The organism is Acinetobacter sp. 1124_18A, assembly GCF_052824995.1.
On sequence record NZ_VTDF01000006.1, the window covers coordinates 259,555 to 282,546 of the forward strand.

Annotated in this window: 23 protein-coding genes; 9 read left to right on the plus strand and 14 right to left on the minus strand. The window is 38.1% G+C overall.

The features are described 5' to 3' along the window. Positions 1–7: 7 nt before the first annotated feature. From FY048_RS14060 to FY048_RS14095, 8 genes are all read right to left on the minus strand, one after another. Positions 8–463 (minus strand): bacteriohemerythrin, encoded by a 456-nt coding sequence (locus tag FY048_RS14060; protein ID WP_013198763.1) that lies wholly within the window; start codon positions 461–463, stop codon positions 8–10. A gap of 251 nt (positions 464–714) precedes the next feature. Further along, positions 715–1,563, minus strand: coding sequence for a class II glutamine amidotransferase (locus tag FY048_RS14065; RefSeq protein ID WP_446091545.1), 849 nt, complete (start codon positions 1,561–1,563; stop codon positions 715–717). Positions 1,564–1,670: 107 nt separating this feature from the next. Further along, entirely contained in the window at positions 1,671–2,453 is a 783-nt protein-coding gene (locus FY048_RS14070; RefSeq protein ID WP_016139034.1) for a GNAT family N-acetyltransferase, read from the minus strand. 121 nt (positions 2,454–2,574) lie between these two features. Next, complete coding sequence (gene argB, locus FY048_RS14075) at positions 2,575–3,480, minus strand: acetylglutamate kinase (RefSeq protein WP_446091546.1); 906 nt, start codon at positions 3,478–3,480, stop codon at positions 2,575–2,577. 15 nt (positions 3,481–3,495) lie between these two features. Further along, complete coding sequence (locus FY048_RS14080) at positions 3,496–4,914, minus strand: phosphomannomutase/phosphoglucomutase (protein ID WP_446091547.1); 1,419 nt, start codon at positions 4,912–4,914, stop codon at positions 3,496–3,498. Between the two features lie 200 nt (positions 4,915–5,114). Then, positions 5,115–5,567 (minus strand): dUTP diphosphatase, encoded by a 453-nt coding sequence (gene dut / locus FY048_RS14085; RefSeq protein WP_003653255.1) that lies wholly within the window; start codon positions 5,565–5,567, stop codon positions 5,115–5,117. Positions 5,568–5,591: 24 nt separating this feature from the next. Beyond that, positions 5,592–7,631 carry a DNA helicase Rep gene (gene rep, locus FY048_RS14090; protein ID WP_446091548.1) on the minus strand — a complete coding sequence of 680 codons (2,040 nt, stop codon included), beginning with the start codon at positions 7,629–7,631 and terminating at the stop codon, positions 5,592–5,594. A gap of 192 nt (positions 7,632–7,823) precedes the next feature. After that, positions 7,824–8,477 (minus strand): OmpA family protein, encoded by a 654-nt coding sequence (locus tag FY048_RS14095; protein ID WP_042897748.1) that lies wholly within the window; start codon positions 8,475–8,477, stop codon positions 7,824–7,826. A gap of 246 nt (positions 8,478–8,723) precedes the next feature. Here FY048_RS14095 and FY048_RS14100 point away from each other — a divergent pair, with 246 nt between their 5' ends. From FY048_RS14100 to FY048_RS14125, 6 genes are all read left to right on the plus strand, one after another. Beyond that, the gene (locus FY048_RS14100; RefSeq protein ID WP_446091549.1) at positions 8,724–9,650 is read left to right on the plus strand and encodes an acyltransferase; all 927 of its coding nucleotides are present in this window, start codon (positions 8,724–8,726) and stop codon (positions 9,648–9,650) included. A gap of 16 nt (positions 9,651–9,666) precedes the next feature. Next, positions 9,667–10,713: a preprotein translocase subunit SecA gene (locus FY048_RS14105; RefSeq protein WP_446091550.1), complete on the plus strand. Its 1,047-nt coding sequence runs from the start codon at positions 9,667–9,669 to the stop codon at positions 10,711–10,713. 120 nt (positions 10,714–10,833) lie between these two features. Then, positions 10,834–11,562 (plus strand): septum site-determining protein MinC, encoded by a 729-nt coding sequence (minC, locus tag FY048_RS14110; protein WP_016139042.1) that lies wholly within the window; start codon positions 10,834–10,836, stop codon positions 11,560–11,562. A gap of 66 nt (positions 11,563–11,628) precedes the next feature. Then, on the plus strand, positions 11,629–12,441 hold the full coding sequence (gene minD, locus FY048_RS14115) for a septum site-determining protein MinD (RefSeq protein ID WP_004641647.1): 813 nt from the start codon (positions 11,629–11,631) through the stop codon (positions 12,439–12,441). A gap of 2 nt (positions 12,442–12,443) precedes the next feature. Continuing rightward, positions 12,444–12,716, plus strand: a complete 273-nt coding sequence (gene minE / locus FY048_RS14120; RefSeq protein WP_003653273.1) for a cell division topological specificity factor MinE — start codon at positions 12,444–12,446, stop codon at positions 12,714–12,716. Between the two features lie 84 nt (positions 12,717–12,800). Continuing rightward, positions 12,801–13,088, plus strand: coding sequence for a PA4642 family protein (locus FY048_RS14125; protein WP_003653274.1), 288 nt, complete (start codon positions 12,801–12,803; stop codon positions 13,086–13,088). A 41-nt stretch (positions 13,089–13,129) separates the two neighbouring features. Here the strand turns inward: FY048_RS14125 and rhtC are convergent, their stop codons facing one another. Next, complete coding sequence (gene rhtC / locus FY048_RS14130) at positions 13,130–13,750, minus strand: threonine export protein RhtC (RefSeq protein WP_004794146.1); 621 nt, start codon at positions 13,748–13,750, stop codon at positions 13,130–13,132. A 156-nt stretch (positions 13,751–13,906) separates the two neighbouring features. Further along, a complete protein-coding gene (locus tag FY048_RS14135; RefSeq protein ID WP_446091551.1) occupies positions 13,907–16,948 on the minus strand; it encodes a DNA translocase FtsK in 3,042 nt (1,013 codons plus the stop codon). 269 nt (positions 16,949–17,217) lie between these two features. Between FY048_RS14135 and trxB the strand changes: the two genes are divergently transcribed. Continuing rightward, entirely contained in the window at positions 17,218–18,168 is a 951-nt protein-coding gene (trxB, locus tag FY048_RS14140; protein ID WP_016139045.1) for a thioredoxin-disulfide reductase, read from the plus strand. Between the two features lie 55 nt (positions 18,169–18,223). Here the strand turns inward: trxB and FY048_RS14145 are convergent, their stop codons facing one another. Next, positions 18,224–18,523, minus strand: a complete 300-nt coding sequence (locus FY048_RS14145; protein ID WP_446091557.1) for a putative quinol monooxygenase — start codon at positions 18,521–18,523, stop codon at positions 18,224–18,226. Positions 18,524–18,631: 108 nt separating this feature from the next. Here FY048_RS14145 and aat point away from each other — a divergent pair, with 108 nt between their 5' ends. Both aat and FY048_RS14155 read left to right on the plus strand, forming a co-directional pair. Then, positions 18,632–19,363 (plus strand): leucyl/phenylalanyl-tRNA--protein transferase, encoded by a 732-nt coding sequence (gene aat / locus FY048_RS14150; RefSeq protein ID WP_446091558.1) that lies wholly within the window; start codon positions 18,632–18,634, stop codon positions 19,361–19,363. Between the two features lie 18 nt (positions 19,364–19,381). Next, a complete protein-coding gene (locus tag FY048_RS14155) occupies positions 19,382–20,197 on the plus strand; it encodes an arginyltransferase (RefSeq protein WP_016139048.1) in 816 nt (271 codons plus the stop codon). A gap of 39 nt (positions 20,198–20,236) precedes the next feature. Here the strand turns inward: FY048_RS14155 and rimI are convergent, their stop codons facing one another. From rimI to FY048_RS14170, 3 genes are all read right to left on the minus strand, one after another. Then, positions 20,237–20,692 carry a ribosomal protein S18-alanine N-acetyltransferase gene (gene rimI, locus FY048_RS14160; RefSeq protein ID WP_013198774.1) on the minus strand — a complete coding sequence of 152 codons (456 nt, stop codon included), beginning with the start codon at positions 20,690–20,692 and terminating at the stop codon, positions 20,237–20,239. Positions 20,693–20,799: 107 nt separating this feature from the next. Further along, on the minus strand, positions 20,800–21,675 hold the full coding sequence (locus FY048_RS14165) for a metal-dependent hydrolase (RefSeq protein WP_336170756.1): 876 nt from the start codon (positions 21,673–21,675) through the stop codon (positions 20,800–20,802). A gap of 231 nt (positions 21,676–21,906) precedes the next feature. Next, positions 21,907–22,788 (minus strand): metal-dependent hydrolase, encoded by an 882-nt coding sequence (locus FY048_RS14170; RefSeq protein WP_016139051.1) that lies wholly within the window; start codon positions 22,786–22,788, stop codon positions 21,907–21,909. Positions 22,789–22,992 lie beyond the last annotated feature (204 nt).

The window sequence follows — 22,992 nt, forward strand, 5'->3', positions numbered from 1 at the left end:
ATTTAAATTATGCGAAAAACCGGGCAAACCAGTTTTTCCCTTTCTTCTTTTCTTTTTCTCTAATAATTCCCATCATATTTTCTTTTACTGCCCCCACATAATCTGCATCATCATGTTGAATATGGTTAATTAACCATTTTGCTAAAATTTCTTGTAGCTCTTTTTCAACAGTATGTCCCATTTCAAAACGTTCACGATATAACTCTATTTTTTTAATAAACAAATCATGTACACGTTTATGTGGTACACGATATTTATAATCTGCTTCCTCTTGTAAACTTTCTTCGAAAGTAAAATGTGATTGCGTGTAATCAATAATATTATCTAAAACATCTTTAATTCGACGTCTATCTTCATCATCTTTTACATCATCAATTTCATTAATATAATCAAGTATTCGTTTATGTTGCTCATCGATTACATCAATACCTGTATTATATTCTGAAGCCCATTTCATTTTCATACATCTCCCCAATGATGTTCAATGACTGTTGCATAAACTTCATGATATATTTAAAGAATTAAAATAAAAACAAAGCTATTTTGTCGGGTTTATCACATAAAAATTATATTTAAATCAAACCATTGTTTTTATTGTTTTTTTAAAAATTTAACCAACTAAAATAATAAAGTATTTTTTAAACAAAATACTTTATTGTTAAATGTCAAATATATATAAATATCTCTATTCATACATTTTAAATATACTTTATATTAATATTGATCTGCACGAGTAATACGTTTAAGTTCAGGATTTTCCTGCTCACGCTTTAATCTTTCCACATGAGTAATTGCTTTTTTAATCGGCTGACCATGTTGAAATAAAATCATTTCACCAGGTAGATAAGCTGTCCAATTTTCATTATGTGTTAAAGGCTCAGTTGTTATTACTGCTACACGATCCTCAGGCGTTGTTACCTGACTAAAATCGACTTCAACATCTAAATCAATTAAATGAGCCTGATTAAATGGATATTCTCGAACCAACCAATGTAATTTAGTAATCGCATAACTAAATAATGCCTTGCCATTCGATAAGCAATAATTAAATGTGCCGTACTCAGCAATTTGTGGCGAAATTTTTTCTAATACTTCAAATATCTGTTCAAGGCTTGGTTCTTCATAGCCAAAAGCTTCAACAAGTTGATCGAGCAAATAACAAAATGCACGTTCACTGTCTGTATTACCTACAGGTGTAAAACGTCCACTCAGTGGTGGATCAAAGTCATGTAAATCACCATTATGGGCAAAAATCCACTGACGCCCCCACAGTTCTCGAATAAAGGGATGAGAATTTTCTAAAGTAATTTTGCCTTGAGTCGCTTTACGGATATGCGCGATCACATTACGCGATTTAATTGGATAATTACGGATAAGATCGGCAATTGGAGATTCAACTGCCGACTGGTTATCGACAAATAGTCGACAAGCTTTATCTTCGAAAAATGCAATACCAAATCCATCACTATGGTCTGAGGTAATTCCTGCACGCTGTGAAAAACCACGGAAAGAAAAAGTGATATCCGTTGGTGTTGCACAATTCATTCCTAATAGCTGGCACATATTGCTTTTAAACTACTTCTAATTACCCCATCTGCTCTATTGTGCATGAGAGTAAAATTGCTTGCAAATCTCAATATGTGCTGGCTATTAGAAAATAGGACATATGATTAACGCTGACCCATTTTATTCATGACAAATGAAGTCGCCACTTTATTCACTTCCAGAAATACAAAATAATCTAGACAGTTAAACTCTTCATCAAAAAATGCCTGTTTCGATAGTTTTGACTGCATGCTCAAATACATTTGGAATAACTTTGGCATACGTTCATCTTGTGGAAAACTAAACTCAGGATATTCAGGTTCGTAGATTTTTTTCGAACGGATATCAATGGTTTTGCTTTCAGATAATTGCTGAATCTGGCGATGTGTGTAGTACGCTCTAGCTAAATTATCTTGTAGATGAATACTGACACAGCCCATCAAATATTTAGCACGCATTGACCACAACACTTTAGGTGCAAGATTCATCCAAAGCATTGAAAGAGCCTTACCATTACGAAAGCGTGGGTGCACACAGGTACGCCCTATTTCTAACACATTAGGAAGGTGCGATAACTGAGGAACAATATCAAACTCATGCGCGCTGTAGCTTTGTGCAATCTCATGACCTTGAAATAATTTTAGACGAGTATACGCTACAATTTCTCCAGTCCACTTTTCACGTAAGACAGCATGCTCACAACCAAAATCATAAATGTCTTGGTCTAAGTTATCTTCAAAATGAATTCCAAATTGTTGGCTAAATTGTTGTGCACGAAACCGCTGTACATCTTGTAATTCTTTTAAATTATCAACCCATTCAAAACGAAATTGTGTCTGATTTATTGCTTTATGACGATTTAAAGGTAAAGTCCAGGTTTGGCGATATTGATTAAGTTTTTCCAGCATAATGAACGCTCCTAGTGACACCCCATACACTAGTCAAAGCTCATGACAAAAAAATGACCAAATTAAAATGGTATAAAAAAAGACCACCTAGGGTGATCTTTTCTTGAGAAGAACGGATTTCTTAAGCAGTTTTTGCGCGATTAGAAATGAGTGTTCCAACACCATGATCAGTGAAGATTTCTAGCAATGTTGCATGTGGTACGCGACCATCAACAATATGCGCGCTCACAACACCACCTTTAACAGCATCAAGTGCACAACCTACTTTAGGAATCATACCGCCATAGATCACACCTGTTTCAATGAGGCGATCAACTTCTTGCGTAGTAAGCCCAGTTAACAGATTTTTATTTTCATCAAGCACACCAGTAATATTGGTAAGCAAAATTAACTTTTCAGCGCCTAGTGCTTCTGCAACCTTACCTGCAACTAAATCAGCATTAATATTATAAGTATTGCCTTCTTCATCTACACCCAATGGTGCAATCACTGGAATAAAGTCACTTTGGGTAAACATTTCCAATACATCGGTTTTAACGCCAGTTACTTCACCAACCATACCCAAATCGATATGTTTGATAGAACCGTCTTCTTCTTGCTTTTCCATAAGTAATTTACGGGCACGAAGTAAGTTACCATCTTTACCTGTTAAACCAATTGCGCGGCCACCATGTTTATTAATCAGGTTAACAATCGATTTATTTACGCTACCACCTAATACCATTTCAACCACTTCCATGGTTGCAGCATCAGTTACACGCATACCGTCAATACGGTCAGACTCTCGTCCTAACTGCTTTAAAAATGAGTCTACTTGTGGCCCACCACCGTGAACAACAATCGGATTTAATCCTACAGTTTTAAGTAAAACGATATCTCGGGCAAATGAACTTTCTAGCTCCGGATCAGTCATCGCATTGCCACCGTATTTCACCACCAGCGTTTTACCAGTAAAACGTTGAATATACGGCAAAGCTTCAATCAAGATTTTTGCTTTGTCGACACCGATATGCTGATGTTGGGGCATTACGCCTCTCCTTACTTAGGCCTCTGAAAGTTCTTGTGCAATTTGCGGATAGTGCTCTTGCAACATATCTACAAATTTTTGCTGGATTTCCTTTAATCGTAAAGGGTTATCCGCATCAAATCTTACTGTAAAATATTCACCAGTATTTGATGCTCGAATAATGCCAAAACCATCATCAAAATCAAGACGTACGCCATCGATTTTACTGATACGAGCACCTAAACGATGACTTAAAATCTCAATATCTTGTAATACATACTTTGGATCGGACTGATACGTACCAATATAGGTATCTTCTGTACAACATCTTTCTGGATAAGGAGCAAATAATTCGGAAATTGTAGCGGCATCAGATTGAGTAAAATATTCCATTACACGTAATGCAGCATACAAGCCATCATCGTAGCCAAAACCACGCCCATCATTAAAAACGTAGTGGCCCGCATATTCTCCACCAAAAATGGCGCGTCCATTTGACTGAGATAAATAAGCTCGTAAGAAACTACTTCCCGTGCGGATCATTTTTGCTTTTCCGCCGAGTTGTTCGACCGTTTTTTGAACCATGCGTGAACATTTCACATCGAAAACGATTTCTTGCTCTGGGTGCTGCTCTAGGCACATTTGCGCAAAAAGCGATAATAAGCGGTCTGCTGTCAATATCTGGGCTTTTTCATCTACTAAAACAACACGGTCACCATCACCATCAAGGGCAATGCCTATATCTGCTTGTTGCTCAATAATTGCTTTTCGCAAATCACTTAAATGTGCTGCATGTGAAGGATCAGGTGCATGGTCTGGAAACTCTCCATTTGGATTGGTTCGTAAAGCAATCACTTCGCAGCCCATTTTTTCTAATATTATTTTTGAGCAGTGTCCAGCAGAGCCATGTAAACCATCTAAAACAACTTTTAAAGGACGTTTTAACTGAATATCTTTAAAAATGGCTTGCTGGTATTTTTGGCAAAACTCAGCTTTAAATTGAGCCACCGTTAACTCAAGAACAGAAATTGAATGGGCTGCTACATAAGTTTGAGCTTCATCACCAACCTGCTGAATCATTTCTGGAGACGGCGGTTCACCTTTTAAAATCCACTTAATACCATTATCGGACTTTGGGTTATGGCTTGCAGTCACCATAATGCCATTGCCACCAAAATCTCTCGCAATGTAATACATCATTGGTGATGAACAACAACCAATGTTTGTGACCACTAAACCCTGTTCTATTAAAATTTCTTCAATTAAGTGTGCATAGGCTGGACTTGTGAGACGGGCATCATAGCCAATCACTAATTGAGTTTGTTTTGCTTGTTTGTATTGTTGTGCCAATCCGTAGGCAATCGAACGAACAACGTCCGCGGTTAAGTAAGAAAGTTTGCCTCTAATATCGTAAGCACGAAAAATACTTTTTGGAAATGAGTGTCTTACATTCATAGTGTATCTTCTATTTAAAGATCAATCCGATCTATCGCAAAAACATAGATTATTCAAAATTTTTGAAAGGTTTGTTTGCTAAATAAAGTTAAAAGAATATGAGTAAAGCGTGTTGTAATATAATCCATTGTAACATTCAAGATGTAAAAAGAAACGCCTGTTCAACAGGCGTTTGATTTTCGTTAATATTTTCAAAAAACTTATTGTTTGCCTGTGTGACCAAAGCCACCAGCGCCACGTAAAGTTTCTTCAAATTCTTCTACTTGCTCAAATTCAGCTTGAACAACTGGAACTAAAACGTACTGTGCTAGGCGCTCACCTGGTTCTAGACGGAATGTGGTTTGACCACGGTTCCAAACTGAAACCATCAATTCACCTTGATAATCCGAATCAATCAAACCAACTAAATTGCCAAGCACGATACCGTGTTTATGACCTAAACCTGAACGCGGTAAAATTAAACCAGCAAAATTTACATCATGAATATAAATTGCCATACCTGTTTTAACCAAAACAGTTTGTCCTGGTTCAATATCAATTGCTTCATCGACGCAGGCACGTAAATCTAAACCCGCTGAACCTGCTGTTGCATATGAAGGTAAAGGCCATTCTTTACCTAAACGCGGATCGAGCAATTTCACTTGAACTTTCATGGGATTTCCTAAAAATTAAAAAAATTAACGCTTTAATAAAGCTTTTAAATTTGCCAGATATTGTTGAGCCTGTTCTTTAGGATCAACATTAGCCGCAATTTTCTTTTTACGCCCTAACCACTCGAGCTCATCTTGCGGAAGTTCATCAAGGAACCGGCTAGGCGTCATCTGTTTCATCTGTCCGCCATTTTTACGCTGTTCTGCCAGTGTTAACGTTAAACCTTGGCGTGCACGGGTAATTCCCACGTACATTAAACGGCGCTCTTCCTCAATGGTTTCAGCTGCAATCGAGTTTTTATGCGGCAATAGTTCTTCTTCCAGTCCCATAATATATACATAGGGGAATTCCAAACCTTTTGCGGCATGCAGAGTAAGAAGGTTAACTTTGTCAGTATCTTCTTCTTCCTGCTGCTGTTCTAACAGGTCAAGCAGAACCAGTTTTCGAATGACGCTTTCAATATTTTTTTCATCAACATCTTCTGCACGGTTAATCAGGTTTTGAATACTGTTAAATAAGTTCTCGATATTATCGAGCTTACTTTTCTCTTGTGCAGGTGTTGCAGACTGTTCACGAACGTAGTCCATATAACCAGCTTCGTTCATCATTTGACGAACTTTAGGCACAGGTTCATCATCTTCTAACAATTCACGCGTAAATGTCGCGATAAAGTCAGCAAACTCATGAAGTTGAGTCTCTGCTTTTTTAGGAAGCACCATGCTTAAACGCTGGTCAGCAGAAGCACCAAGTAAAGACAAATTATTTTCTTGTGAGAATAAACCTAACTTCTCAAGAGTAACCGGTCCAATTGCGCGTTTAGGCGTATTAATAATACGTAAGAAAGCACTGTCATCTTCTGGGTTAATAATGAGACGTAAATAACTCATTACGTCTTTAATTTCAGCACGAGCGAAGAACGAAGTACCGCCAGAGAGTTTATAAGGGATTTGCATTTGGCGAAGCTGGGTTTCTAAGACACGAGCCTGAAAGTTCCCGCGATATAAAACCGCATAATCTTTCCAGTTTTTACCGTTCATGAGCTTATGAGTAAGTAGGTCTTTCACCACACGCTCTGCTTCATCATCATCATTACGACACGTAATAATTCTGATGACTTCACCATGCCCTTTATCACTCCACAATTTCTTATCAAAAATATGTGGGTTATTTTGAATGACACAGTTCGCGGCTTTTAAAATACGGCTGGTTGAACGATAGTTCTGTTCAAGTTTAATAATATGTAGATTTGGGAAATCCTGTTTCAGCAAAGCCATATTCTCAGGCTTAGCGCCGCGCCATGCGTAGATCGACTGGTCATCGTCACCAACCGCTGTAAACTGCCCCATTACTCCAACTAAAAGTTTGACTAAAATATACTGAGCCGTGTTGGTATCCTGATATTCATCGACCAATAAATAACGAACACGGTTTTGCCATTTATCACGTACTTCTGCATTTTCTTGCAGTAAACGTGTTGGCATAACAATTAAGTCATCAAAATCAACGGCGTTGTAAGCACGTAAATTACGCTCATAAAGCTGATAAAGATGGGCAAATTGTACATCTTCAGGTGTTTCACAGGTTGAATGCGCTTGCTCCGGCACGATCAGATCATTTTTCCAATCTGAAATTTTCTTCATTGCCTTAGCAATTAATTCTTTGCTTTCTGCACCCGACAAATTATCACGATGCATCAAATCCATCAGAATACGTTTGCAGTCGTCTGCATCTAAAATCGAAAAATTAGCTTTTAAAGGTAAATTTTTAAGTTCTAAACGTAAAAGGTTTAAACCAAAAGTATGGAAGGTAGAGACTGACAGTCCTTTTGACTCTTCACGTGATAAAAGCTTAGACACACGCTCTTTCATTTCACGTGCAGCTTTGTTTGTAAAGGTCATCGCAGTGATACGATGCGCCGGAATACGGCATTGCTGCACCAAATAAGCAATTTTACGGGTAATTACAGATGTTTTGCCTGAACCAGCGCCAGCAAGCACCAATAAAGGGCCCTGAGTATATTTCATGGCTTCTTCTTGCTTGTTGTTCAATTGACTGGCAGATGACATCGTGGATTACCTCTTAATTTTTCGAGCATGATTATAGTCATCTCTGTTTTAGAAACCCAATAGTAAATCTACGGATATGTATAAATGATGTCTAATAATGCAATTTCTACGCCGCAGTTTGTCGTGGTTATTTATTATTCATAGTCATAAAAAAACCACCCGAAGGTGGTTTTTAATACAATAATTTAAATCTTATTGTTTTGCATAGATGCTGATTTCTACACGGCGGTTTTGTTCACGGCCAGATGCAGTTGAGTTATCTGCGATCGGGTTAGAAGCACCTTGTCCTTCAGCATTAACTCGACTTGATGAAAGGCCTTTATTTACTAAATAGTTTTTAACAGCAATTGCACGACTATTTGACAATGGAATATTGATAGAGTCATTACCCGTGTTATCAGTATAACCAGTAACCAAAATCGCGCTCTTGTTATCTTCAGCCAATGTTTGAGCTACTTTGTCTAAAGTTGAATAGAAGTTTGGCTTGATGTTTGATTTGTTTGTATCAAAAGTAATGCTACCAGGCATGATCAATTGAACAGAACCATCTGGATTACGGCCAACGTCTACACCAGTACCCGCCATTTGTTGACGTAATTTTTTCTCTTTCTGGTCAAGGTATACACCACCAGCGGCACCAAGAACTGCGCCAATTGCTGCAGCACGGTTGTTTTGACGGCTAGAGTTTGCACTTGATTTAGAAATACCGTAACCAGCTGCTGCACCAATTAAAGTACCTAATGCGGTTTTATCGTATTCAACGCCACCAAGATTATTACCAGTTGTTTGACAACCAGATAATACTACTGCTGCCCCTACCACTGTCGAAATAACTAATGCACGCATTGCATGCCTCCTCACTTTGTGTGTTTTGTTGTCTGAATGAATAATGAAACAAAAAGGAAGTATAAAACATTGATATTTTGTTAATAATAAACAGTTTAGTTACTTTTTTGTAATATTTTGATGCACTTTAAGATGTACCCTCATCACAATTTCTTCATTGTTGTCTAAGATATCGTTGTATTTCATATTATGACAGTTATAGTTGAACAACTTTTCTATGGATTTTAGACATTCGGGGTCATTCATATGTCAACTGCACCCAATAAGCAATCTGCGCTAAAAAAAATTACACGTGGACTCACTGTAGGTACAGTCATTACAGGAAGTACGTTTTTTCATGGTCCACCTGTTCTTGCACTAGGCCTGACCAAGCTTTTAAAAAAATCATCAAAAGTAGATGAAACCAATATTCAGATTACAAATAGCTGGTTAGGCGTAAATAATTGGTTAATTGACCATGTTTTACCAAATCTAAAATGGGATATCACGATTGATGAGGGACTTGACCTAAATATGCAAGGTCGATATCTCATGACATGTAACCATCAAAGTTGGGTTGATACAACGGTAAATCAATACTTTGGTTTAACCCGTATGCCACTCACCCGCTTTTTTACCAAATGGGAACTCATCTTTATTCCTTTCGTTGGCCAAGCTTTTAAAATTTTAGGCTTCCCAATGATGAAGCGTCACAGCAAAGAACAGGTTGCAAAGAATCCTGAACTCAAAGACCGTGACATGATGGAAGCACGTAAAGCCTGCGAGCAACTTTTAAGTCAGCCCTTTACATTATTGAATTATTTAGAAGGTACTCGCTTTACTCAAGAAAAACATGATCAGCAAAAATCACTATATAAACATTTACTTAAACCTAAAGCGGGTGGTTTAGCGCTTGCCTTGAATATTTTGGGCGACAAAATTGATGCCTTGGTTGATATGACAATTGTCTATCCGAATGGCGTACCTGGATATAGTGATTTCTGGTTAGGCGATGTTTCAAAAATTGCGGTAAATTTGCGTAAAATTGAAATCCCAGACTGGGTTCTTGGTGGAAACTATGAAGACGATGCGGTTTACCGGGAACGTTTCCAACAATGGGTCCATGAAATCTGGACTGACAAAGATCAACTTATTGAGCAAATGAAATCTCAATATACCTCTACAAATATTTAAGAAAGCATCCGTTATTATGCAAAACAGCGCTGGGAAAAAAACGAAATATCATCAGGTAGATCCAAACAGTCTTTCGTTTAAGCTGTTTTTGATCTATGACATCTTTATGGTGTTTATTATTATTTTTAACCTGTTCTGTCTTGCTATAAATTTCTTTTTAATGAGCAGTATTGGGGCATGGTTCTTTGAACACATTCATTTGCCCCAAATACTGAGCTTTTACCGTAATTCACTACATCCATGGGTAATCACATCAGAAGCATGGTTTATTGGTTTTTTAATTGTTGAACTGCTTGTTCGTTGGAGCATTGCGATCATCAATAAACACCATAAGCGTTGGTTCTTTTTCCCTTTTATTCACTGGTATGAAATTTTAGCCATTATTCCACAGCTTCGTTTTTTACGTTTGTTCCGAGCTGGGATTATTGCTTATCGCTTACAGGAAATGGGATATCAAGTTATTCCCGAAAGCTGGCGAAAGACTGGATTATTTTACTATCGCGTCGTGATGGAAGAGTTGTCTGACCGTGTTGTTATTACCGTGATTGATGGCATTAGATATGAACTTCAAACCAGTTCTAGCCATAAACAGATCATTCATGACTTGGTTAATCATCATCGTGAGCAATTTACTGCTACCCTAACAGCATTATTACAAGAGTCTTTAGCCACTGCTTTAAAACAACAAAAGCCAGCAATTACAAAAGGCGTTGGGAGAATTGTAGATCAGGCCATAGTAGATACACCTGAGCTAACCCAATTATTACGCTTAATTCCTTTAGTCGGCGGTCGCATTGAACAGCAAATTCAAAGCATTGGTCAAAGATTAGGTGAGAATATTAGTGCAGGTTTAATTGAACCTTTAATTGAGGGTTCACCAAATAGTCCGAATCCTACTTATCAATTAATTTCTCAAAAAGTTAGTGAAATAAATATTAATAATCGTCAGCTTGAGCAATTGGTTGAATCTGTCGTGTTCGAGACGCTCGAATCTGTACGAAAACAAGTTAAGGTCAAACAATGGCAACAAACGCTTGCGGAGCATGATCGAATCAAAGAATAAGCATTTACTTAATTTTTTATGAATCTTGCTAGAGAATTGGCATAAATTGTTCTAGCATTTGCCCTATTTACAATAAACTTAGCGCTATTACAGCTCGTTTAACGCCTTGAAGGAAGACTTATGGCTGATATCCGGATTACCGGCAGAATGGTTAACTTTAGCAGGATAACCTTCGATACCAATGATCATGATGTGATCCGCCAGCAATTATCAAATATATTAAATGAAGGTTCCCATCAAGGAACTTTAGTAATTATTGACAGTACAGTTGAGCAAGAATTAATTGCATTAATTCAACTTCTGGTGAGCTTGGGTCTACAGCCTATGGCGGTAATCGACGGTATTTTAGGAGATGAAGCTCGCGCTATTCAATTCCCTGTTTTATCGGCAGATCAACCATTACAGCGTATTAAAGCCACAACAGAACAAGTAGCGATTGTAGAAAAACCAGCTACCGCCCCTGCCTCGTCTTCAGCAGAAACAAAAAAACCACTAAACAAGATAGCGGTTGCTCATATTACCTCTTATCATGATGAAATTTTGCGTACGGGCCAATCCCTCGTACAAGATAACGGCGATATTATTTTAAAAGCTGGCATGAATAGTGGTTCTGAAGTTATTGCATCAGGAAATATACATATTTATGGCACAGTTCGTGGTAGAGTCATTGCTGGTGCGGGCGGGCACGCAGCTGCACGCATTTTTTGCCAATCTTTAGAGGCTGAGCTCGTTTCCATTGCCGGAACGTATTGTGTCGCAGATGATATCCCTAAACATGTGGTAAAAAAGCCAGTACATATTTATTTAAATGAAAAGCAAGAGCTTGAATTCGAAGCGATTGAACTTTAGTTTATTAAGCAAATCACCAAAAAACAGCCCTTTTAAGGGTGAATGACCATAATAGGAGTGGATTCGGTGGCCAAAATTGTTGTCGTAACATCAGGCAAAGGTGGTGTAGGTAAAACTACAACGAGCGCATCTTTTGCAACAGGTTTAGCCCTTCGTGGTCATAAAACTGTTGTGATTGATTTTGATGTAGGCTTACGTAACCTTGATTTGATTATGGGTTGTGAGCGTCGTGTTGTTTATGATTTTGTCAATGTTATTAACAACGAAGCACGTCTGCAACAAGCCCTTATTCGCGATAAAGATATCGAAAACCTTTATATTTTACCGGCTTCACAAACACGTGATAAAGATGCGTTGAGCGACGAAGGTGTTGCTCGTGTTATTGATGAGCTATCTCAAGAATTTGATTATGTCATTTGTGACTCACCTGCGGGTATTGAACGTGGTGCGATTTTAGCCATGTATCATGCAGATGAAGCAATCATTGTAACAAACCCTGAAATCTCTTCAGTACGTGACTCTGACCGTATTATTGGTATGTTAGATAGCAAAACCAAAAAGGTTGAACAGAACGAAGGACGTATACGTAAACATTTATGTATTACACGCTTCAACCCTGAACGCGCAGACCGTCAGGAAATGCTGACCATTGATGATATTTCTAAAGATATTTTACGCGTACCGACATTAGGTGTTATTCCAGAATGTCCAAGTGTATTGCAAGCATCAAACGAAGGTAAGCCAGTAATTCTGTATTCAGAAACTAAAGCTGGTCAGGGTTATGATGATTTGGTTGCTCGCTTTCTTGGTGAAGACCGTCCTTATAGACACATCACAGCTCAACCTAAAGGCTGGTTAGCAAGACTATTTGGAGCGTAGATATGGCAGGATTCTGGAGTAAATTATTTAGCAGTGACGAAAAGCCATCAAGTGCTCAAACTGCAAAAGATCGTTTGAAAGTTATTGTTGCTTCTGAACAAGGTTTAGGCCGTCGTTTAAGCCAAGACAAGATTGATCAGATGAAGAAAGAAATCATGCAAGTGGTTAGTCGTTATGTCAGCGGTGTAGGCGAACAGCATATCCAAATGCAGGTTCGTTCTGAAGCCAATATCGAAATGTTAGAAATGAATATCAATTTACCTGAAGAACGATAATTCTATTTCTGACTATTCAATAAAACAGAATCAAGGCAAAATAACGCAAGTTATTTTGCCTTTTTTAAAACTGAGGAGATTGTCATGGCATTATCACAGCCAGCAACTTTCAATGAAGAATGGTCCGATGAGCGTGTTTTTGCCTACCTCAACCAACTTCCGCCAGCGGGTGTGAACGCAGATTTTCATGTGCTCTACCATGCATTCAAACATATGCGTCCAACAGACTATGAACGTCTTTTGACTCAATTTATTGCGGACGGACGCGATATTAATGCCAAAGACCCAGAAGGCCAACGCATCCATGATGTGATTGCCAAATTTCCACGTCAATCGGCACCCTTTTTAGAAGTTCTAGCAAAGTTTGCTTAAAAATAAAAAGCCTCTTAACGAGGCTTTTTTCTTACCTAAATTTATCGATTACCAATCAGGAAAATACCAAACACCGTAAAAATACCACCTGAAATACCATCAATCCATTTTGAAAAATTACGATAAGCTGATCTAAAACTCGGTAACGAAAAAATAAAAGTCACAAAGCAGAACCATAAAATCGTTTCAACCGTGACAATAATAAAGAGTAACCAATGAACCTGATCAAGTTGAGGATTGGCTAAAAATAAAGAAAAAACACTACCAAAATAAATAACAGCTTTAGGATTTGATAGATTCGTTATAAGACCTTTAATAAAAAATAAGTAAGGTGCTTTGGGTAGCTCGACAGCAACATTATCTTCTTGCTGATTTTTTGAAAATGCTGAACGTAACATCTGATAGCCGAGCCAACATAGATATAAGCCACCAGCAATGAGTAAACCTTGCTTTAACCAAGCCATTTTCTCAAAAATAAGATTTAATCCCATCAGTGCCAAACAAGCCCAAAACATAACACCTGCTGTTATGCCAGCAACCACTAACATAGCGTCTTTACGTGATCGACTAATCGCTGTTTGAGATACAAGGAAAAAATCAGGCCCTGGAGTAATAAGTGCACAAAAATGGATAAAAGCTAAAGTAATCAGAGCAAGTAACATGTTTTCCTCCAGATTTAATTCATTGTTATTTATTTAGGAAAAAATACATTAGCATTTTTTACTATCCGATAAAATCTTTAAGTCATTTTATGGAAGTGATTATTTTTATTTAAATCATAAAAAAAGCCTCCGAAGAGGCTTTTTAGCTATTTCATATTAAACCAATATATCTCGCTTACCATTAGGACCCATTGCGCTCACAATGCCGTTCTCTTCCATTTGGTCAATGATACGAGCAGCACGGTTATAGCCAAGGCTAAACTTACGCTGTAGCGATGAAGTAGAAGCTTTACGTGTTTCTAAGACAAATGAAACACATTGGTCATAAAGTGCATCACGGTCAGAACCACCCTCGCCCTCTTCAAAACCACGTGAAGTTTGTTCTTCGTCAAATGGAGTCAAGATTTCGTCGACATAATCTGGTTCACCACGTTCACGCCAAGCATCACAAATGCGGTTTACTTCATCATCACTGATGAATGCACCATGCACACGCTCAGGCTCGATTTTACCAGGCCCCAAGAACAGCATATCACCATGGCCTAACAGATCTTCTGCACCACCTGCATCCAAAATCGTACGCGAGTCAATTTTACTGTTTACACGTAATGCTACACGCGTTGGAATATTGGCTTTAATCAAACCCGTGATCACATCAACAGATGGGCGTTGAGTTGCAAGCAATAGGTGAATACCAGCAGCACGAGATTTTTGTGCTAAACGCGTAATCATTTCCTCTGCTTTTTTACCGACCTGCATAATCATATCGGCAAACTCATCTGCCACAATCACAATAGATGGTAACGGTGTTAAGCGAGGTGCACGCTCTTGCGTCGCAGAATCACTTGGCTTCCAAGTTGGGTCAATTAAATCTTCCCCATTCGCAATTGCTTCTTCAACTTTACGGTTGTAGTCACTTAATTTACGAATCTTCAAGAATGACATCAGCTTATAACGGCGTTCCATTTCATTCACACACCAGTTTAATGCGCTTACTGCATCTTTCATGTCAGTAACAACTGGCGTTAATAAATGTGGAATATCATTATAGTTTGCAAGTTCAAGTTGTTTTGGATCGATTAAAATCAAACGTAACTGGTCAGGTGTATATTTAAGCAACATCGATAAAATCATCGAGTTTACCGCAACCGATTTACCTGAACCTGTTGTACCAGCAACTAACATGTGCGGTGCTTTCGCTAAATCAGTTAATACTGGATTACCTGAAATATCTTTACCCATTGCCATACTGATTAATGCACTTGGATCGCGATATGTTGGCATTTCCAATAGCTCAATCAAACGCACCATTTCACGGGCACTGTTTGGTACTTCAATACCAATATACGGTTTACCAGGAATTACTTCCACTACACGAACAGACGCCATCGACATTGAGCGGGCTAAGTCACGCGAAATATTTGTTACCTTAGATGCTTTAACACCCGGTGCCAAATCTAACTCAAAACGGGTAACTACAGGTCCCGGTTGAGCTTCAACCACTTGAGCTTTAACATTAAATTCTTGTAACTTAATTTCAAGTAATTCAGATAAACGCGAAAGCTGCTCTTCAGTGAAGTTAACTTTCTTATTCGGATCAACATTATCGAGCAGCTCAAGGCCCGGTAATGTTGGTAAATCTAAACGCTTCTTGGCAACTTGCATTGCACGAGACATTGGTCGACCAGCTGCATCTGTTAATGGTGCATCTAAATCGAAATCGTCTTCATCAATATCAGGATTTTCCTGAGGTTTCCCAGCAGTTTCCTGCCACGCCTCAATAAACTCTTCTTTTGAAAGTTTATCGGCCTGAATAGTCGTTTGAATAGGAGCTTTTACAAATGCTGAAGATTGCGCATAACTACTTGCTCTGACAGGTTCTGCTGGCGCAATATCTTCATCTATTAATAAATCATCGAAGTCTTCAAAAACTTGTTCATTTGCTAAATTTTTTGGTGACTGATTTACATTTGATAAAGGTGAAGAAGTTTCTTTCGCAATATTTACGGATTGCGAAGGAGGTTCTGCGACTACATGCTGATCTTGAATAAATGGTGTATGCACATCTGTTGCAGTTTTACTGTTTGGAACCGCAGCAAGCAATTCATCAAAAATCTCATCATCATTCCAGTCAAGACCATGTAAATCTTGTTTAGCTGTAGATTGAGTTTGATGAGCTTGAGAAATGGTTTGCTGGAATTGCTCATGTGTAGGAGCTTGTTCTGTTGAATCGTCAGCTGCTCTTAAAAGCGCATCAATTTCTTGCTTATGGCTCGCATCATCACGTTGTAAAGCACGCCATACTTCACCGGTAGCCACTAAACGTTGACTATCTTTTTCAAGTTTATGGGCTTGCTCAAGCGTATGCTCAAAATTTTGAGTATTTGCAACTGGCGTATCTGCTACAGGCTCAGGTCGGCTTTGCTCTTTGGCTAACATATCTGCAAATAGGCGCTCAGCAACCGCATCATGTCGTGTTGCTGCTGGTTGTGATGGAATACTTTCAGATTGAACTGAAGCCACTTTCTCACTTGAAGCATTTGTCTCTGCGTTTTCTGCAACTTTAACTGCCGCTGCTTTGTTAGCAGGCTGAGTCGTTAAATCATAATCCGATTCGTTCGGTGATACATTTTTATAAAATAAATCTTGTAAATAACTTGGTGTCGCTTTGAGCGTAACCCATGTTTTGCTCCACTGCACCCCAAATGCAAGAGTAAACAAGACCACTCCGAAAGCCAGTAAAAATAAAGTCGCGCCGTAAATTGTTAGCAATTGAGATAGGCTCTGACCTAACTCGTAACCAATAATTCCCCCAGCCGCATTATCTAAAGTATCTGCCGGTAGATTCCAGTGTAAATAAAGCAGGCTAGACACAACCAGAATTAAAAAGAATTGTGCAGCATAACGAAATGGGCGGTTTAAAAAACTACGTGGCCACCACACCTGAATTGCTTCAATAAAAAGGAAAATTGGAATAAGCAAACTTGCCCATCCTAAAAAACCAAACAGCAAATCTGCAATCCATGCGCCAGCAATACCACTCGCATTGGATACTTGCTGAGTATCACTGGAAATATGCATCCAGCCCGGGTCAAATGGTGTATATGTTACTGTCGCCAGAAACATATAAATGCCAAAAGAAACCAAGAATAATGTCATCAATAAGCGCTGTGCATAAACACTCGACACCGCAGTCATATACTGTCCTGTAACCCATTTAATTATTGGTTTAGAGATGTGAAGAACTACATTTTAGATCTTCAACGAATGAACTTGATATTATGCACCTGTTCTTACAAAAAAGGTGCATGATTCTTTACAGTTGTTGTTAACATGAGGCACTTCTACATTGTTATATAACTTAATTCGATTGACCTGATCAATATTATCCACATTGATTTAACGCTATTGATCGGCAAATTCACGTATAATTTTCAAAATTCTCGAAATAAATAAGGATACCCTCAATGAGTGTTCGTCATTCTCGGTTAGTTATTCTCGGTTCTGGCCCTGCGGGCTATAGTGCAGCTGTCTATGCAGCGCGTGCAAACCTTAAACCTACTTTGATTGCAGGTTTACAACTAGGTGGGCAGCTTACAACAACAACCGAAGTTGACAACTGGCCGGGCGATCCTGAAGGTTTAACAGGTCCTGCATTAATGGATCGTATGCAAGCACATGCTGAACGCTTTGGTACAGAACTCGTCTATGACCATATTAACGAAGTGGACTTAAATGTACGTCCTTTTGTTCTTAAAGGTGATATGGAAGAGTACACATGTGATGCTTTGATTATTGCAACTGGTGCTACAGCTCAATACCTTGGCCTAGAATCTGAACAAAAATTTATGGGACAAGGCGTAAGCGCATGTGCAACATGTGACGGTTTCTTCTATAAAAACCAAAAAGTAATGGTTGTAGGTGGTGGTAACACCGCTGTTGAAGAAGCGCTTTATTTATCCAATATTGCTGCACATGTAACTTTAGTACATCGCCGTGATAGCTTACGTTCTGAAAAGATTTTGCAAGATCATTTATTTGCCAAAGAAAAAGAAGGCAAAATCAGCATTATCTGGAATCATGAAGTTGAAGAAGTATTGGGTGACAATACTGGCGTAACAAGTGTTCGCCTTAAGTCAACTCAAGACGATACCAAGCAAGACGTAGAGGTTCATGGTCTATTCGTTGCAATTGGTCACAAACCAAATACTGGAATGTTTGATGGTCAATTAAACTTACGTGATGGCTATATTCAAGTACAAAGCGGTACTTCTGGTAATGCAACAGCAACTTCTGTAGCTGGTGTTTTTGCTGCTGGTGATGTCGCTGACAGTATCTATCGTCAAGCCATTACTTCTGCTGGATCAGGCTGTATGGCTGCTCTAGATGCTGAAAAATATCTAGATAATCTCGGTTAATTCAATCGATGCAAAAGACATCCAATAAACGATTGGGTGTCTTTTTTTATGATGTTCATCTCTTCATATTTTCAAAATGGTCTAAATGTGTAAAACGTCCAGAACTCGTCTGGTATTGGTCAATCTGAGGAACTAACCGTTGAAAGTGCTCAGACTGAACATGTCGATCTAAAGCGGCTCGATCTACCCATTCCTCAATAAAAACAAAATGTCCTAAATTTTTTATATCATGATATAAATCGTACGCAACACATCCTTCTTCACATCTCGTTTTTTCAACAAGTTCTTGATAAAGGGGTAAAACAAAATCAATTTTTTTAATATCAATAAAATCTTCTGCAATAATTTTTAGCATTACGCCAACCTTTTCCATGTATTCATTCATGCTAAAGATGAACAATAAAAATTGTCAATGAAGCTCAGTTACGTTAATTTTGAATTATTCCATTTTATTTTATTTTCTATGCAGAAACTTCCACTCTCTCAATTCATTTTCCCTGACCCCATTGAATCCGATCCAGACGGTCATGGTTTAATTTGTATTGGAGCTGATCTCTCCCCTTCTACCCTATATGAAGCATACACCCATGGATTATTTCCTTGGTTCAATGAAGATGAACCCATTTGTTGGTGGAGCCCAGAGCCTCGTTGTGTGATCTACCCTCAAAACTACAAGCCAAGCAAGTCACTGCTTAGAAACATGAAAAAATATGACTATGCAATCACTGTTAATCGTGCCTTCGAAGAAGTTATTCGCTCATGTTCTCTACCAAGAAGTTATGCAGACGAAACTTGGATTAGCGAAGATATTATTCAGGGCTACTGTGAGATGTTTAATGCTGGCTATGGATATAGCGTGGAAGTTTGGGAACAAGACAAACTTGTAGGAGGTTTATACGGCATTACGATTGGTAAAGGATGCTTCGGCGAGTCAATGTTTAGTAATGAGACAGATGTTTCAAAAATGGCTTTTTATACATTAATGCTGATTGGACAAGAAAATCAACTCCCTTGGGTAGACTGTCAACTTGTAAATAGTCACTTAATTAGCTTGGGAGCTTGTACACTTTCTCGTCAAGACTACTTAAAATCGTTACAAGATGTAATTATTCACCCCCCTATCAATTGGAAAAAGTATCAAGAACGTGTATTTTCAAGTAAAACAATAGCATTAGATGCAAAATTAATGGAATGATAACAGGAGGGACCAATCATGAAATCATATCACCCGAAGTCCCTTTTAAATGATCTGCAGTATTACATTACTCCACCTCATGATTGCAGCTACCTAGAAAATAAATCGGCGCGCATGGTGTTTTTAGACCCTATTCATCGGATTGATGTGGTCACTCTTTCAGAACTTTCCCGTTTAGGATTTCGTCGTAGCGGTGACTTTGTTTATCGCCCTGAATGCCACTTATGCAGACAATGTTTGTCTTGTCGTGTTCCAGTTGCCGAATTCCAAATGAACAGCATGCAAAAAAAAGCGTGGAAACGAAATCAAGATCTGACCATGACTATTTTGCCGACTCAGCAAGCAGCACAAATTCATTATGATTTATATGAACGCTATATTAATGAACGCCATGCTGATGGTGACATGTTTCCACCCAGCTTAGATCAGTTTGAAAAGTTTTTAGTACATAGTTGTACAGATAGCTTTTTCCTTGAGCTTTGGAAAGATAACCGTTTAATCAGTGTGTCTACTTGCGATCTAATGGATGACGGACTGTCTGCGGTCTATACTTTCTTTGATCCCGATGAGCACCGCAGATCCCTTGGTGTGTATTCTATTCTGAACCAAATCGAATATGTTAAATCGCTTGGTTTAGAATATCTTTATTTAGGCTACTGGGTGCCGCACTCAGCCAAAATGAATTATAAATCGCAATACACCCCTTTAGAACTTCTACTCGATGGGCAATGGCGCCGTTTAAACAGATCCTTATCACCAGACGAAATTCAACAGTTAGGTACGTCGCTTATGACAACATTACCTTCTGAATGGAACAATTTAATTATTAAATAATTTTGATTTTGCCTTCTTATGAAAAAATCAGATCAAAATTTAGAATAAAGAAGCAAAATCATCGGTACAGGTTTTTACCATAATGACTGCATGTTCCCGCCCTCCTTCTGGGGTAGGATAATAATTGCGACGGAGGTCGATTTGGTGAAAACCTGTTTTTTCATATAAACCGATAGCGGCTTTATTACTTTCGCGAACTTCTAAAAATATTTGTACTGGCTGATTTTTTAACTGATCAATTGATGCATTTAATAATTCATATCCTAAGCCCTGACCTTGCATTTTAGGATCAACTGCCATGAGCAATAAATTTGCTTCATCTAACACTGGTTGTAAAATACAAAAGCCAACCACTCTATTTTGTGACTCAATGACGGTACATTGATAAGAATTCAAAGATTCTACAAATTGCTGTCTTGACCATGGATGTGTTTGCACTGATTTTTCGATTTGTACAACAATATCAACATCAGTGTTTTGCATAATACGAATCATGGGTTCCAGCACAATCAAAGTTCTAAAGTAATGCGTATTATAAAAACTTCACAAGAAAAAACGAGTAAAAAAAAGGACAATTAAATTGTCCTTTTTCACTGTCTTTTCTAGAGACCTAGTTTTTCACGCCAAGTTGCTAGCAGTGCTGTAGTGTCAGAATCATTTGGATGAAATTTTGGTCTTAAGAAATCAAGTAACTCTGGAATTTGACGGGTCATAAAACCTTTACGTCCATACATAAACTTAAGCATGTACTTAGTATCTTTCCATGTTAATTTTCCATCGGTTTTTAATAACTTAGCAGTGAAATGTGTCTGAGTTGCAAAAATTAATGCCATTGCAATGATTAAAGCTGTTGAACGCATGAAATAGGCTTTCGGACCTTGCCCATACATGCTTGTGTACACATCAAATGCCACAGCTTTATGTTCATTTTCTTCTACAGCATGCCACATCCACAAATGATACATCGTGTCATCTTGGAACATTGCTTGAATTTCAGGATTCTGTAAAAGTTCAGCTGCAATCGTAGACGTAAAATGTTCTAGAGCACATGTTCCAGTCAAATCAATCATTTCTTTAGTGTAGCCAAAAGGTTTCATTAATTTGGTTACAACAGCTGTACCCATATTAATGACTTTTCCTGTTTGCTTTTCCATATGACGCACATCATATCCATAGGCCTGAGCAGAGGCATTAAATGCTAAATGCTCTTTCGAATGCATTGCTTCTTGACCAATAAAAGCACTTATTTCTTTTTGAAGATCTGGATCTGCAAGCTTTGGATCATTTCGAACAGCACGAGTACTATTTACAAAGAACTGCTCACCTTCTGGGAAAAGAGCCGATAATGCGGTCATAAAATGAGTTAATCCTGCATCATAATTCGCCCAATAGCGCGGGACCTGAGCAAACTCAAAGTCCATACGACGCACAGGAAAACTAGCACCAGCACGATTTGAAATATTTACTTTAGCATTCATCTCAGACTCCTTTTAAGTGAATAGCTAATTCACATATAACTTTATTTATTTTCTTAATATTTATAATCATACGTCTTTCAATGTGCCAATTAAGTGCAGATGAGGACAGAGAAATATCAGATGAGGTCATTAATCACCCCATAAAAGTGCATTGATCTGCTAATAGTTATTGTGAGCACCTAAAAGAAAAAGGGCTACTCATGAGCCCTTTCAAATCAACATAGATTTAACTTACAAACCTAATTTTGCTTTCCATGTTTTCAATAGACCCACTGTATCTAAATCATTTGGATGAAAACCAGGCTTAAAGTAAGCCAGCATTTCTTTAGCCATACCAGTAATGATACCTTTCGATGGGCTATATGCGTATTTATAAATCACCGATAGCTCATCTAGATTTAACTTGTTGTCTTGCTTTAATAGACGAAGCACAAAAGAAGACTGAATCAAGAAAATCAAAGTCATTGCAAATACTAGTGAACTCGTACGTAATGCATAAGCTTTTACGCCCTTACCAAACACACCTTCATACACGTCAAAAGCTACGGCTTTATGCTCATTTTCTTCGATAGCATGCCAATACCACATCGTTGACATGGTTTCGTCTGTCATCAACTCTTGAATATGTTTATTGACTAATAACTGTGAAGCAATCGTAGCGGTAAAATGTTCAAGTGCTGTTGTAGCCGTTAGATCAACCATGTCTTTGGTCATACCAAAAGGTTTGACAATTTTTACAAAAGTTTTGATTGCTGTTTGAATTGCTGTGTCAGTAAACTTCTCTAACGCATCTACATCGTGACCAAACTTTTGAGCAGAGGCATTAAAATTCACATGCTCTTGAGTATGCATTGCTTCTTGCCCAATGAAGGCACTAATCTCTTTTTGTAATACTTCATCATCGTTAATAGATGGATGATAACGTACAGCCCGTACGCTATCTATGAAGAATTTCTCACCTGCTGGAAACAAGGCTGACAATGCTGTCATAAAGTGTGTTAGTCCAGCAGAACCATTCATCCAATATTCTGGTACATCATTAAAGTCAAAATTCATACGACGTACTGGAAAACTTGCGCCTGCACGATTCGTAATATTCACTTTAGCATTCATACCCAAAGCTCCTTAATAAGCAACCCAAGTTACTCAAACTTTATTGTTCGTTTTCTTGATTCTTATCATACAAAGTTAATAAAAAGGATTAAGTGTAAATAAGGACATTGAAATATCAGTTAAGGCCAGCTTTTATAGTAATTGTTAGACATTTAGATATAAAAAAAGCGCTCTAAAAAGAGCGCTTTTTTTCACTGAAAGTGA